The organism is Pseudomonas muyukensis (genome assembly GCF_019139535.1).
Lineage (GTDB): Bacteria > Pseudomonadota > Gammaproteobacteria > Pseudomonadales > Pseudomonadaceae > Aquipseudomonas > Aquipseudomonas muyukensis.
In genome coordinates this window covers 1658359-1672629 of record NZ_CP077073.1, presented here as the reverse complement: position 1 = coordinate 1672629, position 14271 = coordinate 1658359, and the positions used below count along the sequence as shown (strand labels likewise).

Here is a 14271-nt window from a genome sequence, read left to right as displayed (position 1 = left end):
GGCGGTTCAGGCGCAAGCCTTCAGGGCCTGGGCAATGTCGGCCAGCAAGTCGTCGATGTCCTCCAGGCCTACCGAAAGCCGTACCAAGCCTTCCGAGATGCCATGCGCGGCGCGCTCTGCCTGGGTATAGCTGGAATGGGTCATGCTCGCCGGGTGCTGGGCCAGCGATTCGGCGTCGCCCAGGCTGACCGCGCGGCTGAACAGTTGCAGGGCGTTCATGAAGCGGCGCCCGGCCTCGATGCCGCCCTTGAGTTCGAAGGCGATCATCCCGCCTGGCAGGCGCATCTGCCGCTGCGCCAGGGCGTACTGGGCGAACGACGGCAGGCCTGGGTAATGGATCAGTTCCACCTGGGGCTGGCGCGCCAGGTACTCGGCCACCTGGCGCGCGTTGGCGCAGTGCCGGTCCATGCGCAAGGCCAGGGTCTTGATGCCGCGCATCAGCAAGGCGGCGTCATGCGGCGAGAGCACCGCGCCGGTCATGTCCTTGAGCCCTTCCAGGCGAATCCGCTCGACCAGCGCCTGGCGCCCGACCACCAGGCCGGCGGTGATGTCGCCATGGCCAGAGAGGTACTTGGTGGCCGAGTGCACCACCAGGTCGGCACCCAGCTCCAGCGGCCGCTGCAGGTATGGCGTGCAGTAGGTGTTGTCGACCACGATGCTCAAGTCATGGCCGCGGGCCGTCTCGGCCACCGCGGCGATGTCCACCAGTTGCATGTTGGGGTTGGCCGGGGTCTCGAAGTAGATCATGCGCGTCCTGGCGCTGAGCGCGGCCTTGAGCGCGGCGCTGTCGTTAAGATCGACATGGCGGATCTTCACCCCGAATTCGCCGATGCCATGGTGCAGGTAGGCGAAGGTGCAGCCGTACAGGGTGCTGCCAACGATCAGCTCGTCCCCCGGGCGTAGCAGGGTCCATAGCGTGGCGGTAATGGCGCCCATGCCCGAGGCCAGCGCCAGCCCGGCCTCGCCGCCTTCGAGCGAGGCCATGCGCTGCTCCAGCAACGCCAGGGTCGGGTTGGAAATGCGGCTGTAGAAATGCCCGGGCTGCTCGCCGGCAAAGCAGGCGGCGCCGTACTCGACCGTGGGGAAGGCGTAGGTGGCGGTCTGGTAGACCGGCGGCACCAGCGCGCCGCCGTGGGACAGCGGGTCATAGCCGTGGTGGATGGCCCGCGTGGAAAAACCGGTGTTGTTATTGGAGTCGCGCATGGCAACAGCCTCTTGTGGTTTGCTATAAGCTTATGCCACCGGCCTGCGACGTTTTTTCCAAAGTTGCCCACGGTTACCGGCCATTGCTGAAATAAAAACAACAAAAATAAACATGGGAGGGCAAGATATGCCTTCGTCGCTGGACCGCACCGACCGCGCCCTGCTCGCCGCCCTGCAGGACAACGCGCGCCTGACCGTTTCCGAACTCGCCGACCAGGTCGCCCTGACCACCTCGCCTTGCTGGCGACGGGTCAAGCTGCTCGAGGACAACGGCTACATCACCGGCTACCAGGCCATCCTCTCGCCCAAGTCGCTGGGTTTTGGCGTGACCGCCTTCGTCAGCATCATGATGGACTCGCACACCAAGGACATGGCCCTGGCATTCGAGCAGCGGCTGATGGAAATCCCCGAAATCGTCGCCTGCCACAATATTTCCGGGCGCTATGACTTCCTGCTGGAGATTCTCGCCCGCGACCTTGAGTCGTTTGGCGAGTTCACCCGCGAGGTGCTGCAGCGCTTGCCGGGGGTGAAGGAGATCTATTCGAGTTTTTCGTACAAAGCGGTGAAGGAGCGGCGGGTGATTCCCGTTACCGAGAAACATATCTAGCAATGCCGGGGGCGCTTTGCGCCCCTTTCCGACCGGTCCGACGCCTCGGCAAGGCCGCTCCTACAGGCGCTCGCGTTCCCCTGTAGGAGCGGCCTTGTGTCGCGAAAGGGCTGCGAAGCAGCCCCAGGCTCTCGCAAGCACCGCATTTGCCGGCCCCGAACCAATAAAAAACCCCGCCGAAGCGGGGTTGTTCATGCAGGGTGAAGATCAGATCGCGCCGCGCTGGCGCAACACATCCAGCACCTGCTTCACGCCTTCATCGACGCTGACCGACTGGGTGTCGATCACCAGGTCGGCATCCAGCGGCACATCGAACGGGAAGCTCTCGCCCGGGATGTTGTCGCCGCCAGCGGCATACAGGCCCTGCGGATCACGCTCGCGGCAGACCAGCGGCGAGGCCTGCACATAGACGGTCACCAGACGCTCCTTGCCGATCAGCGCCTTGGCCTGTTCGCGGCCTTCGGCATCCGGGGCGACGAACGCGGCCAGGGTCAGCATACCGGCTTCGTTGAACTGGCGCGCCACATGGGCGGCGCGGCGCCAGTTCTCGGTGCGCCCGGCACGGTCCTGCGCCAAGCCCTTGTTCAGGTCGTGGCGCAGGTTCTGGCCATCGAGCACATAGACCGCACGGCCCATGTCGAACAGCTTGCGCTCCACGGCATAGGCCAGGGTGCTCTTGCCCGCGCCGGACAGGCCGCTGAACAGCACGGTGGCTGGCTGCTGGCCGAAGCGCAGGGCACGCTCCTCGGTGGACACATGGGCCAGCTTGCCGTGCTGCCCGGCACTGCCATGGGGCAGTACCGGCGGGGCGATGATCATGCCGGCGCCGACAGTGCCATTGGTCAGGCGGTCGATGACGATGAACGCACCCGTGGTGCGGTTGCTGTCGTAGCCGTCCAGGGCGATGGCGCTGTCCAGCGCCACTTTCACCCGGCCGATCTCGTTCAATTGCAGGGCACTGGCAGCGCCCTGCTCGAGGGTGTTCACATCGACCTTGTGGCTGATGCTGGCGATCGAGCCCGGCACATAGCTGGTGGCGCGCTTGATGTCGTACTTCTTGCCCGGGAGCATCGGCTCCTCGGCCATCCATACCAGCATGGCGTCGAACTGGTCGGCCACCTGCGGCACGTTGTCGGCATGCACCAGCAGGTCGCCGCGGGAGATGTCGATCTCGTCTTCCATGGTCAGGGTCACCGCCTGGCCTGGGCCGGCGTTTTCCAGCTCACCTTCGAAGGTGACGATGGACTTGACCCGGCTGCTCTTGCCCGACGGCAGCACGACGATCTCGTCGCCCTTGTGCACCACGCCACCGGCGATGGTGCCGGCAAAGCCGCGGAAGTTCAGGTTCGGGCGGTTGACGTACTGCACCGGGAAACGCAGGTCGGTGACATTGCGGTCGCCGGCGATCTCGACGGTTTCGAGGATTTCCATCAGGGCCGGGCCCGTGTACCACGGCGAGCGCTCGCTGCGGTTGACCACGTTGTCGCCCTTGAGCGCCGACATCGGCACGAAGTGCAGGCTCGATGGCTTGAGGTCGATGCCCGCGGCGAACTTCAGGTAGTCGGCCTTGATCGACTCGAACACCTGCTCGTCGAAGCCCTTGAGGTCCATCTTGTTGACCGCGACGACGATGTGCTTGATGCCCAGCAGGGAGGCGATGTAGCTGTGCCGACGGGTCTGGGTCTGCACGCCGTAGCGGGCATCGACCAGGATGATCGCCAGGTCGCAGGTGGACGCGCCGGTGGCCATGTTGCGGGTGTACTGCTCGTGGCCCGGGGTGTCGGCGATGATGAACTTGCGCTTGGCGGTGGAGAAGTAGCGATAGGCCACATCGATGGTGATGCCCTGCTCGCGTTCGGCCTGCAGGCCGTCGACCAGCAACGCCAGGTCGACTTCCTCACCCGTGGTGCCGGACTTCTTCGAATCGCGGGTGATGGCCTCGAGGTGGTCCTCGTAGATCATCTTCGAGTCGTGCAGCAGGCGCCCGATCAGGGTGCTCTTGCCGTCGTCCACGTTGCCGCAGGTGAGAAAGCGCAGCAGCTCTTTACGCTCGTGCTGGGCCAGGTAGGCGAGGATGTCCTCGCTGATCAGATCGGATTGGTGCGACATGAGGAAGCCCTGAAATTAGAAGTAGCCTTGGCGTTTTTTGTCTTCCATGGAACCGGCGCCATCGTGGTCGATGACGCGGCCCTGGCGCTCGGACGTTCGGGTCAGGAGCATTTCCTGGATGATGTCCGTCAGGGTCTCGGCTTCAGACTCGACCGCACCCGTCAGCGGGTAGCAGCCCAGGGTACGGAAACGCACCTTCTTCTTGACGATCCGCGCTTTCTCTTCCTCGGTGAGGTGCTCGAGGATGCGCGCGTCGTCGATCATGATCAGGGTGCCGTTCTTCTCGATCACTTCGCGCTCGGCGGCGAAGTACAGCGGCACGATCGGGATGCCTTCGAGGTAGATGTACTGCCAGATGTCCAGCTCGGTCCAGTTCGACAAGGGGAACACGCGGATCGACTCGCCCTTGTTGACCTTGCCGTTGTAGATGTTCCACAGCTCCGGGCGCTGGTTCTTCGGATCCCAGCGGTGCTTGCTGTCGCGGAACGAGTAGACGCGCTCCTTGGCCCGCGACTTCTCTTCGTCGCGGCGCGCGCCACCGAAGGCGGCGTCGAAGCCATGCTTGTCCAGCGCCTGCTTCAGGCCCTGGGTCTTCATGATGTCGGTGTGCTTGGAGCTGCCATGGGTGAACGGGTTGATGCCCTGCGCCACACCCTCGGGGTTGACGTGGGTGATCAGCTCCAGGCCCATCTCTTCGACCATCTTGTCGCGGAAGCGGTACATCTCCTGGAACTTCCACTGGGTGTCGACGTGCATCACCGGGAACGGCAGCTTGCCCGGGAAGAACGCCTTGCGCGCCAGGTGCAGCATGACCGCGGAATCCTTGCCGATCGAGTACAGCATCACCGGGTTGTCGAACTCGGCGGCCACCTCGCGGATGATGTGGATGCTCTCCGCCTCCAGCTGTTTCAAGTGCGTCAGATTGTCGACCATGGCTACTCACGAAAAACGATCTTATGGACGGCCTGCGGGCCGTGTTCGAGCGAGCCACTTTATCACAGCGCCCTGTTCTATTTAGGAGGCTGCCTAGATCGAAACAATCTAACGATATGACTGGGGGTTTGGGACCTGCGAGGCCCCTGTAGGAGCGGCCTTGGGTCGCGAAAGGGCTGCAAAGCAGCCCCGGCAATTGATGCGTAAACGCTGAAAGCCTGGGGCCGCTTTGCGGCCCTTTCGCGACCCAAGGCCGCTCCTACAGGAACGACACCTGCATCATCAGATCGGATTCGGGCAATCGATGAACAGGTGCTCCAGGGCAAAGCGACGCGCCAGGTAATCGCCCAGCGCCTGCACGCCGTAGCGCTCGGTGGCGTGGTGCCCGGCGGCGATGAAGCTGATGCCGTTTTCCCGGGCACTGTGGAAGGTCTGCTCGGAAGCCTCGCCACTGATGAACAGGTCGACCCCGGCGGCAATGGCATTGTCGATGTAGCCCTGCCCACCGCCGGTGCACCAGCCGACCCGGCGAATCATCTGCTCGCCCTCGACCACCAGCGGCTCGCGGCCCAGGGCCTCCTGCACACGCCGGGCGAAGTCACGTACCGACAGCGGCTCGGCCAGCGAGCCGACCAGGCCGACCACCTTGGGGTTGTTCGGGTCCAGCGGGCCTTCGACGGTGATGTCCAGCTGGCGCGCCAGCTGCACGTTATTGCCCACCTCCGGGTGCACATCCAGCGGCAGGTGGAAGGTCAGCAGGCTGATGTCGTGCTTGAGCAGGGTTTTCAGGCGGCGCTGCTTGATGCCGGTGATGCACGGATTCTCGCCTTTCCAGAAATAACCATGGTGGACCAGCACCAGGTCGGCCTCGGCTTCGACCGCGGCGTCCAGCAGTGCCTGGCTGGCGGTCACGCCGCTGACGATGCGGCTGACCTGCGGGCGGCCCTCGACCTGCAGGCCGTTGGGGCAATAGTCCGGGATCCTGGCGCTGCCCAGGTAGCGCTCGGCTTCCTCGACCAGGGTATTGAGGGCGACGGCCATGAAAAATCTCCTCGAATTCGGCGTTGCGGCAGGGCCCCAGGCCCTATAATGGCCGCCATTATGGGCCGTCGCCGGTGTCGGGGGAACCGCTGTCAGGTACTCCCCTTCGCCGGGCAAGGCCGCTGCCACACCGTACACAAACGGCGTGGCAGCCGGCTTGCCCGGCGATACAGCAACCGTCGCCAGCCGATTTTTTCACGTGTATGATCGCGCGCGCTCGCCCCGGGCCGAACTGACATGGCCCCCGCCCTACTCCCAGGATTCATTCATGTTCAAGGCTCTGCGTTACTTCGGCTGGCCCCTGCTCACCGGCGTGCTGATCGCCCTGCTGATCATCCAGCGCTTCCCGCAGTGGGTCGGCCTGCCCAGCCAGGACGTCAACCTGCAGCAGGCACCGCAAACCACGAAGATCATGCAGGGCCCGGTATCCTATGCCGATGCGGTGACCCTCGCCGCGCCCGCCGTGGTCAACCTGTACACCACCAAGGTGGTGAACAAGAGCGCCCACCCGCTGTTCGAAGACCCGCAATTCCGCCGTTTCTTCGGCGACAACCTGCCCAAGCAGCGGCGCTGGGAATCGAGCCTGGGCTCGGCGGTGATCATGAGCCCCGAGGGCTACCTGCTGACCAACAACCACGTCACCAGCGGCGCCGACCAGATCGTCGTGGCCCTCAAGGACGGCCGCGAGACCCTGGCCCGGGTCATCGGCAACGACCCGGAAACCGACCTGGCGGTGCTGAAGATAGACCTGAAGAACCTGCCGGCGATCACCATCGGCCGCTCCGACAGCATCCACATCGGCGACGTCACCCTGGCCATCGGCAACCCGTTCGGCGTCGGCCAGACCGTGACCATGGGCATCATCAGCGCCACCGGTCGCAACCAGCTGGGCCTGAACAACTACGAAGACTTCATCCAGACTGACGCGGCGATCAACCCAGGCAACTCCGGCGGCGCGCTGGTGGACGCCAACGGCAACCTGGTGGGCATCAACACGGCGATCTTCTCCAAGTCCGGCGGCTCCCAGGGCATCGGCTTCGCCATCCCGGTCAAGCTGGCGTTGGAGGTGATGAAGTCGATCGTCGAGCATGGCCAGGTGATCCGTGGCTGGCTGGGCATCGAAGTGCAACCGCTGAGCCAGGAACTGGCCGAATCGTTCGGCATGCAGGGCCGCCCGGGCATCGTCGTGGCGGGGATCTTCCGCGATGGCCCGGCGGCGCGGGCCGGGTTGCAGCTGGGCGACGTGATTTTGAGCATCAATGGCGAGCCGGCCGGCGACGGGCGCAAGTCGATGAACCAGGTGGCGCGGATCAAGCCCAACGAGAAGATCACCATCGAGGTGGTGCGCAACGGGCAGCAACTGAAGCTGGTGGCCGAGGTGGGGCTGCGCCCGCCACCGGCGCCGGTGGCCACGAAGGAAGAAAAATAAGGCTTGGATCAGGGCTGCTTCGCAACCCTGTAGGAGCGGCCTTGTGTCGCGATGGGGCGCGTAAGCGGCCCCAGGTTTTCAGCTTCGCAGCACCTATCCCCGGGGCCGCGTAGCGGCCCATCGCGACACAAGGCCGCTCCTACAGGGACCGCGTCAGCCGCCCCGGTGGGGCGGCCCCGATTGCATCAATGCAGGATCTGGCTCAGGAACAGCTTGGTCCGGTCACTGCGCGGCCGGTCGAAGAAGTCGTCCGGGGCCGCCTGCTCGACGATCTCGCCCTTGTCCATGAAGATCACCCGGTTCGCCACGGTGCGGGCAAAGCCCATCTCGTGGGTCACGCAGAGCATGGTCATGCCGTCTTCGGCCAGGCTGACCATGGTGTCGAGCACCTCCTTGACCATTTCCGGGTCGAGCGCCGAGGTCGGCTCGTCGAACAGCATGATCTTCGGCTTCATGCACAACGCCCGGGCAATCGCCACGCGCTGCTGCTGACCGCCGGACAACTGCCCCGGGTACTTGTGCGCCTGCTCGGGAATGCGCACGCGCTCAAGGAAGTGCATGGCGATTTCCTCGGCCTTGCGCCGGGGCATCTTGCGCACCCACATCGGTGCCAGGGTGCAGTTCTCGAGGATGCTCAGGTGCGGGAACAGGTTGAAGTGCTGGAACACCATGCCCACCTCGCGGCGGATCGCCTCGATCTGCTTGAGGTCGTTGGTCAGCTCGACGCCATCGACGACGATACGTCCCTGCTGGTGTTCCTCCAGGCGGTTGAGGCAACGGATGGTGGTCGACTTGCCCGAGCCGGACGGCCCGCACAAGACGATGCGCTCGCCCTGGCGCACGTTCAGGTTGATGTCCTTGAGCACATGGAACTGGCCGTACCACTTGTTCACGCCCTGCATCTGGATGATGCCTTCGGGGCCGGCAGGCTGCTTGATCGCTTCACTCATTTCGAAACTCCTAACGCTTGTGGCCAGTGTCCAGCTTGCGCTCCAGGTGCATGGAGTAGCGGGACATACCGAAACAGAAAATCCAGAACACCAGGGCGGCGAACACATAGCCCTCGGTTGCCATGCCCAGCCAGGTCGGGTCGGCCGCGGCCTGCTTGACGCTGTTGAGCAGGTCGAACAGGCCGATGATGATCACCAGGCTTGTGTCCTTGAACAGGGCAATGAAGGTGTTGACGATGCCGGGTATCACCAGCTTGAGCGCCTGGGGCAGGATCACCAGGCCCATCGCCCGCCAGTAGCCCAGGCCCATGGCCGCGGCGGCTTCGTACTGGCCCTTGGGTATGGCCTGCAGGCCGCCGCGCACCACTTCGGCGATATAGGCCGACTGGAACAGGATCACGCCGATCATCGCCCGCAGCAGCTTGTCGAAGCTCATGCCCTCGGGCAGGAACAGCGGCAGCATCACCGAGGACATGAACAGCACGGTGATCAGCGGCACGCCACGCCAGAACTCGATGAAGGTCACGCAGACCACCTTCACCGCCGGCATGTTCGAGCGCCGCCCCAACGCCAGCAGGATGCCCAGGGGCAAGGCACCGACGATACCGACGGTGGCGATCACCAGGGTCAGCATCAGGCCGCCCCACTGGCTGGTGGGCACCGTCTCCAGGCCCAGCACGCCGCCGTGCAGCAAGGTGTAGGCGATGATCGGGTACAGCACCAGGAAGCCCAGGCCGTACACCGCCTTGCGCGGGAAGCGCTTGATGAACAGCGGCGCGGCGCCGAGCACGGCCAGCCACACGGTCAGGTCGACCCGCCAGCGCAGCTGCGTCGGGTAGTAGCCGTACATGAACTGGCCGAAGCGCTGCTGGATGAACACCCAGCAGGCGCCGTCCTTGGTGCAGTCGGCGCGGGTGGTGCCGACCCAGTTGGCATCGATGAACGCCCACTGCACCAGCGGCGGCACGATCAGCCATACCAGGTACAGGGCGAACAGGGTCAGCAGGGTGTTGAGCCAGCTGGAAAACAGGTTGGCCCGCATCCAGGCGAGCACGCCGACGGTCTTCACCGGTGGCGGCATGTCAGGTTTGAAAACATGGGCTGTCACGGTTGGACCCTCACCGTTCGATCAGCGCGATGCGCTTGTTGTACCAGTTCATCAGCAGCGAAATGCTGATGCTGATGGCGAGATAGACGCTCATGGTGATGGCGATCACCTCGATGGCCTGGCCGGTCTGGTTGAGCACGGTACCGGCGAACAGCGAGACCATCTCCGGGTAGCCGATACCGGCTGCCAGCGACGAGTTCTTCGCCAGGTTCAGGTACTGGCTGGTCAGCGGCGGAATGATCACCCGCAGCGCCTGGGGGATGATCACCTTGCGCAGGGTCGGGCCCTCGCGCAGGCCCAGCGAACGGGCCGCCTCGGTCTGGCCGTGGCTGACCGAGCGGATGCCCGAGCGCACGATCTCGGCGATGAACGCCGCGGTGTAGATGGTCAGCGCCAGGGTCAGGGCCAGCAGCTCGGGGATCAGCACCCAGCCACCGACGAAGTTGAAGCCCTTGAGCTGCGGCACTTCCCAGAGCACCGGGCTGCCGAACAGCAACGCACAGATGCCGGGGATGCCGACCAGCAGCAACAGGCCGACCCAGAACTTGTGGAACGGCTGGCCGGTTTCGTCGAAGCGCTTGTTGGCCATGCGCACCATCGACACGATGGCGACGATCGCCAGCCCCAGCGCCAGCACGAACGGCCAGAAGCCCTCGGCCATCGAGGCGCCGGGCATGTTCAGGCCGCGGTTGCTGATGAAGAAGGTGTCTTCGATATTGATGCTGCCCCGCGGCCCCGGCAGGGTCAGGAACACCGCGAAGTACCAGAACAGGATCTGCAGCAGCGGCGGGATGTTGCGGAAGGTTTCCACGTACACCGTCGCCAGCTTGTTGATCATCCAGTTCGGCGACAGCCGCGCCACGCCGATGACGAAGCCCAGCAAGGTAGCCAGGATGATGCCGATGAAGGTCACCAGCAGGGTGTTGAGCAGGCCGATGACGAACACCCGGGCGTAGCTGTCCGATTCCACGTAGGGGATCAGGTGCTGGGCGATGCCGAAGCCGGCACTGCGCTCGAGGAAGTCGAAGCCCGAGGTGATGCCCCGGTGCTGCAGGTTGGTCTGGGTGTTGTGGAACAGGTACCAGCCAAGGCCCGCCACGAACACCACCGTGACGATCTGGAACAGCCACGCGCGCACACGTGGATCGCTCAGGGAAAACCCTTTCCGTGCGCCGATTTGATTTTGCATGAAGTGCCCCGAAAAGAAGGGATTCGAACGACCCGCGGCGGCAGGATGCCGCCGCGGGGTGCAGCCATCAGCGCACCGGTGGCGCGTACTGGATGCCGCCGTTGTTCCACAGGGCGTTCATGCCACGGTCGATCTTCAGGTCGGTGCTCTGGCCCAGGTTCTTCTCGAACACTTCGCCATAGTTGCCGACTTGCTTGACGATCTGCACCACCCAGTCCTTGGGCAGCTTGAGGTCCTTGCCGTACTCGCCGTCGGCACCCAGCAGACGGGCGTTGTCCGGGTTCTTGGTGGCCTTGGCCTCGGCCTCGACGTTCTTCGAGGTGATGCCGGCCTCCTCGGCGTTGAGCATGGCGAACAAGGTCCACTTGACGATGCTGAACCACTCCTCGTCGCCCTTGCGCACCACCGGGCCCAGTGGCTCCTTGGAGATGGTTTCCGGCAGTACCACGTACTCGGTCGGCGCGGCCAGCTTGGAGCGCTGGGCGAACAGCTGCGACTTGTCCGAGGTGAGCACGTCGCAGCGGCCGGACTCCAGCGACTTGGCGCTCTCGTCGGAGGTGTCGAAGGTGATCGGGGTGTACTTGAGGTTGTTGGCGCGGAAGAAGTCCGAGACGTTCAGCTCGGTGGTGGTACCGGCCTGGATGCAGATGGTCGCGCCATCGAGCTCCTTGGCGCTGGAGACGCCGAGCTTCTTGTTGACCAGGAAACCGACGCCGTCGTAGTAGGTGACACCGGCGAACACCAGGCCCATGCCAGCGTCGCGCGAGCTGGTCCAGGTGGTGTTGCGCGACAGCACGTCGACTTCGCCGGACTGCAGCGCGGTGAAGCGTTCCTTGGCGTTGAGCTGGCTGAACTTGACCTTGGTGGCGTCGCCGAACACCGCGGCGGCCACGGCGCGGCAGACATCGGCGTCGATGCCGACGATCTTGCCCTGGGCGTCAGGCACCGAGAAGCCTGGGAGGCCGTCGCTCACGCCACACTGGACGAAGCCCTTCTTCTTCACCGCATCGAGGGTGGCGCCGGCCTGGGCGAAACTGGTAGCGCCCAGCGCGGCGGCGGCGGTCAGGACTGCCAGCGTGGTTTTCAACATCTTCATCAACAACCTCCAAATCGCTCTTGTTGTATGAGCCGGAATTGCACCGCACCCTTATGAGGCGCATCCGACCCCTGGTTGGCTTGTTTTTGGGTCAATGGCGCAATGGGCTGTTCTGTGACAGCCTTCAATCCATACGAAGGGTGTTACCGCGAAGGTCCACCTCTGCGCATGCCAAGGACATAGCAAAGCCCGTACCACAGTCCTACAACAAAACGAGAAAACGGCCGTCAAGTCTCAAAAGTTGTAGAGTTGCGACATCCTTTTGCTGGCATCGACTACCAGCGTCTGTTTTTTACGCACTCTCTCAGTACACACGCCCTTTTTCGGAGCAGTCATGACCCAACCGCTGATTCTCGAACCGCAGAAAACCGCCGACGCCTGTGTGATCTGGTTGCACGGCCTGGGGGCCGACCGTTACGACTTCCTACCGGTAGCGGAATTCATGCAGGAACGCCTGCTCAGCACGCGCTTCATCATGCCCCAGGCACCGACCCGCCCGGTGACCATCAACGGCGGCTACCAGATGCCCAGCTGGTACGACATCAAGGCCATGACCCCGGCACGGGCCATCGACGAGGCGCAGCTGGAAGAATCCGCCGACCAGGTGATCGCCCTGATCAAGGCCGAACAGGCCAAGGGCATCAACCTGTCGCGCATCTTCCTCGCCGGGTTCTCCCAGGGCGGCGCGGTGGTGCTGCATACCGCCTATATAAAGTGGCAGGAAGCGCTGGGCGGGGTCATCGCCCTGTCCACCTACGCCCCCACCTTCAGCGACGCCCAGCAGCTGAGCGCCTGCCAGCAACGCACCCCGGCGCTGTGCCTGCATGGCGTGCACGACCCGGTGGTGATCCCGTCCATGGGCCGCACCGCGTTCGAGTACCTCAATACCTGGGGCGTGGCCGCGCGCTGGCACGAGTACCCGATGGAACACGAGGTGGTGGTCGAGGAACTCAACGACATCCACGACTGGCTGAGCCACCAGCTGCAGTGAGCCTGTAGCCCAGCGCGCATTCCACTACGCCGCGCCCGCTTCTTGCATTACACTGCCCGGCGTACATTCCTTAACCAGTTGACGAGACGATCGTGCTCAAGGCACTCAAGAAAATATTCGCCAAAGCTGACGCCGCGCCGTCCATCGCCGCGCCCCAGCCCGCGCCGGCCCCACAGCCGGCCGCCGCCCAGGCGCCGGAGCGCCCTGCCGGCAAACCCAGGTCAAAACCTGCGCCCAAGGCCAAGGCCAAGCCCCAGGCCGTCGCCGCCCCGGTCGCCGAACAGCCGCGCGCCGAGCAGCCTGCCAAGGAAAAACCACGCCGCGAGCGCAAGCCCAAGCCCCAGGCCAGCCTGTGGAAGCCCGAGGACTTCGTGGTCGAGCCGCAGGAAGGCAAGACCCGCTTCCACGACTTCAAGCTCTCCAACGAGCTGATGCATGCCATCCATGACCTGGGCTTCCCCTACTGCACGCCGATCCAGGCCCAGGTCCTGGGGTACACCCTGCGCGGCCAGGACGCCATCGGCCGGGCCCAGACCGGCACCGGCAAGACCGCCGCGTTCCTGATCTCGATCATTTCCCAGCTGCAGCAGACGCCACCGCCCAAGGAACGCTACATGGGCGAGCCGCGGGCGCTGATCATCGCCCCGACCCGCGAGCTGGTGGTGCAGATCGCCAAGGATGCCCAGGCCCTGACCAAGTACACCGGCCTGAACGTGATGAGCTTCGTCGGCGGCATGGACTTCGACAAGCAGCTCAAGGCGCTAGAGGCACGCCACTGCGACATCCTGGTGGCCACCCCGGGCCGCCTGCTGGACTTCAACCAGCGCGGCGAGGTGCACCTGGACATGGTCGAGGTGATGGTGCTGGACGAGGCTGACCGCATGCTCGACATGGGCTTCATCCCCCAGGTCCGGCAGATCATCCGCCAGACCCCGCCCAAGAGCGAACGCCAGACCCTGCTGTTCTCCGCCACCTTCACCGACGATGTGATGAACCTGGCCAAGCAGTGGACCACCAACCCGGCCATCGTCGAGATCGAGCCGGAGAACGTCGCCAGCGAGACCGTCGAGCAGCACGTCTACGCCGTGGCCGGCAGCGACAAGTACAAGTTGCTGTACAACCTGGTCACGCAGAACAAGTGGGAACGGGTGATGGTGTTCGCCAACCGCAAGGACGAGGTACGGCGCATCGAGGAAAAACTGGTGCGCGACGGCATCAACGCCGCGCAACTGTCGGGCGACGTGCCGCAGCACAAGCGTATCCGCACCCTGGAGAGCTTCCGCGAGGGGCGCATCACCGTGCTGGTGGCCACCGACGTGGCCGGCCGTGGCATCCACATCGACGGCATCAGCCACGTGATCAACTTCACCCTGCCGGAAGACCCGGACGACTACGTGCACCGTATCGGCCGTACCGGCCGTGCGGGCACCAGCGGCGTGTCGATCAGCTTTGCCGGTGAGGACGACTCCTACCAGTTGCCGGCAATCGAGGAGCTGCTGGGACGCAAGATCAAGTGCGAGATGCCGCCGGACGAGCTGTTGAAGCCGGTGCCGCGCAAGCATCACTGATCTTCAAGGCCGCCCACCGCCCTGTAGGAGCGGCCTCGTGTCGCGAA

Annotated in this window: 12 protein-coding genes; 4 read left to right on the top strand and 8 right to left on the bottom strand. The window is 64.5% G+C overall.

Going from position 1 to position 14271, the window contains the following annotated elements:
* Positions 1 to 6: 6 nt before the first annotated feature.
* Positions 7 to 1203, bottom strand: a complete 1197-nt coding sequence (locus tag KSS95_RS07565) for a methionine gamma-lyase (RefSeq protein ID WP_217852976.1) — start codon at positions 1201 to 1203, stop codon at positions 7 to 9.
* A 127-nt stretch (positions 1204 to 1330) separates the two neighbouring features.
* Between KSS95_RS07565 and KSS95_RS07560 the strand changes: the two genes are divergently transcribed.
* Entirely contained in the window at positions 1331 to 1810 is a 480-nt protein-coding gene (locus tag KSS95_RS07560) for an Lrp/AsnC family transcriptional regulator (RefSeq protein ID WP_217852974.1), read from the top strand.
* Positions 1811 to 2017: 207 nt separating this feature from the next.
* On the opposite strand, the gene cysN is transcribed toward KSS95_RS07560, so the two are convergent.
* From cysN to KSS95_RS07545, 3 genes are all read right to left on the bottom strand, one after another.
* Positions 2018 to 3919, bottom strand: coding sequence for a sulfate adenylyltransferase subunit CysN (gene cysN / locus KSS95_RS07555; protein ID WP_217852973.1), 1902 nt, complete (start codon positions 3917 to 3919; stop codon positions 2018 to 2020).
* Positions 3920 to 3934: 15 nt separating this feature from the next.
* The gene (gene cysD, locus KSS95_RS07550; protein WP_217852971.1) at positions 3935 to 4852 is read right to left on the bottom strand and encodes a sulfate adenylyltransferase subunit CysD; all 918 of its coding nucleotides are present in this window, start codon (positions 4850 to 4852) and stop codon (positions 3935 to 3937) included.
* 282 nt (positions 4853 to 5134) lie between these two features.
* Positions 5135 to 5893 (bottom strand): Nif3-like dinuclear metal center hexameric protein, encoded by a 759-nt coding sequence (locus KSS95_RS07545; RefSeq protein WP_134691115.1) that lies wholly within the window; start codon positions 5891 to 5893, stop codon positions 5135 to 5137.
* A gap of 268 nt (positions 5894 to 6161) precedes the next feature.
* Between KSS95_RS07545 and algW the strand changes: the two genes are divergently transcribed.
* On the top strand, positions 6162 to 7322 hold the full coding sequence (gene algW / locus KSS95_RS07540) for a Do family serine endopeptidase AlgW (RefSeq protein WP_217852968.1): 1161 nt from the start codon (positions 6162 to 6164) through the stop codon (positions 7320 to 7322).
* A gap of 185 nt (positions 7323 to 7507) precedes the next feature.
* On the opposite strand, the gene KSS95_RS07535 is transcribed toward algW, so the two are convergent.
* The 4 genes from KSS95_RS07535 to KSS95_RS07520 form a co-directional block, all read right to left on the bottom strand.
* A complete protein-coding gene (locus KSS95_RS07535; protein WP_011535571.1) occupies positions 7508 to 8272 on the bottom strand; it encodes an amino acid ABC transporter ATP-binding protein in 765 nt (254 codons plus the stop codon).
* Positions 8273 to 8282: 10 nt separating this feature from the next.
* Positions 8283 to 9380 carry an amino acid ABC transporter permease gene (locus KSS95_RS07530; protein WP_217852966.1) on the bottom strand — a complete coding sequence of 366 codons (1098 nt, stop codon included), beginning with the start codon at positions 9378 to 9380 and terminating at the stop codon, positions 8283 to 8285.
* Positions 9381 to 9390: 10 nt separating this feature from the next.
* On the bottom strand, positions 9391 to 10569 hold the full coding sequence (locus tag KSS95_RS07525; protein ID WP_217852964.1) for an amino acid ABC transporter permease: 1179 nt from the start codon (positions 10567 to 10569) through the stop codon (positions 9391 to 9393).
* Between the two features lie 67 nt (positions 10570 to 10636).
* Entirely contained in the window at positions 10637 to 11665 is a 1029-nt protein-coding gene (locus KSS95_RS07520) for an amino acid ABC transporter substrate-binding protein (protein ID WP_217852962.1), read from the bottom strand.
* A 334-nt stretch (positions 11666 to 11999) separates the two neighbouring features.
* On the opposite strand from KSS95_RS07520, the gene KSS95_RS07515 reads away from it, so the two are divergent.
* Together KSS95_RS07515 and rhlB are read left to right on the top strand one after the other, a co-directional pair.
* Complete coding sequence (locus KSS95_RS07515; protein WP_217852960.1) at positions 12000 to 12656, top strand: alpha/beta hydrolase; 657 nt, start codon at positions 12000 to 12002, stop codon at positions 12654 to 12656.
* Positions 12657 to 12748: 92 nt separating this feature from the next.
* Positions 12749 to 14224 (top strand): ATP-dependent RNA helicase RhlB, encoded by a 1476-nt coding sequence (rhlB, locus tag KSS95_RS07510; RefSeq protein WP_217852959.1) that lies wholly within the window; start codon positions 12749 to 12751, stop codon positions 14222 to 14224.
* The last annotated feature ends 47 nt before the right edge of the window (positions 14225 to 14271 follow it).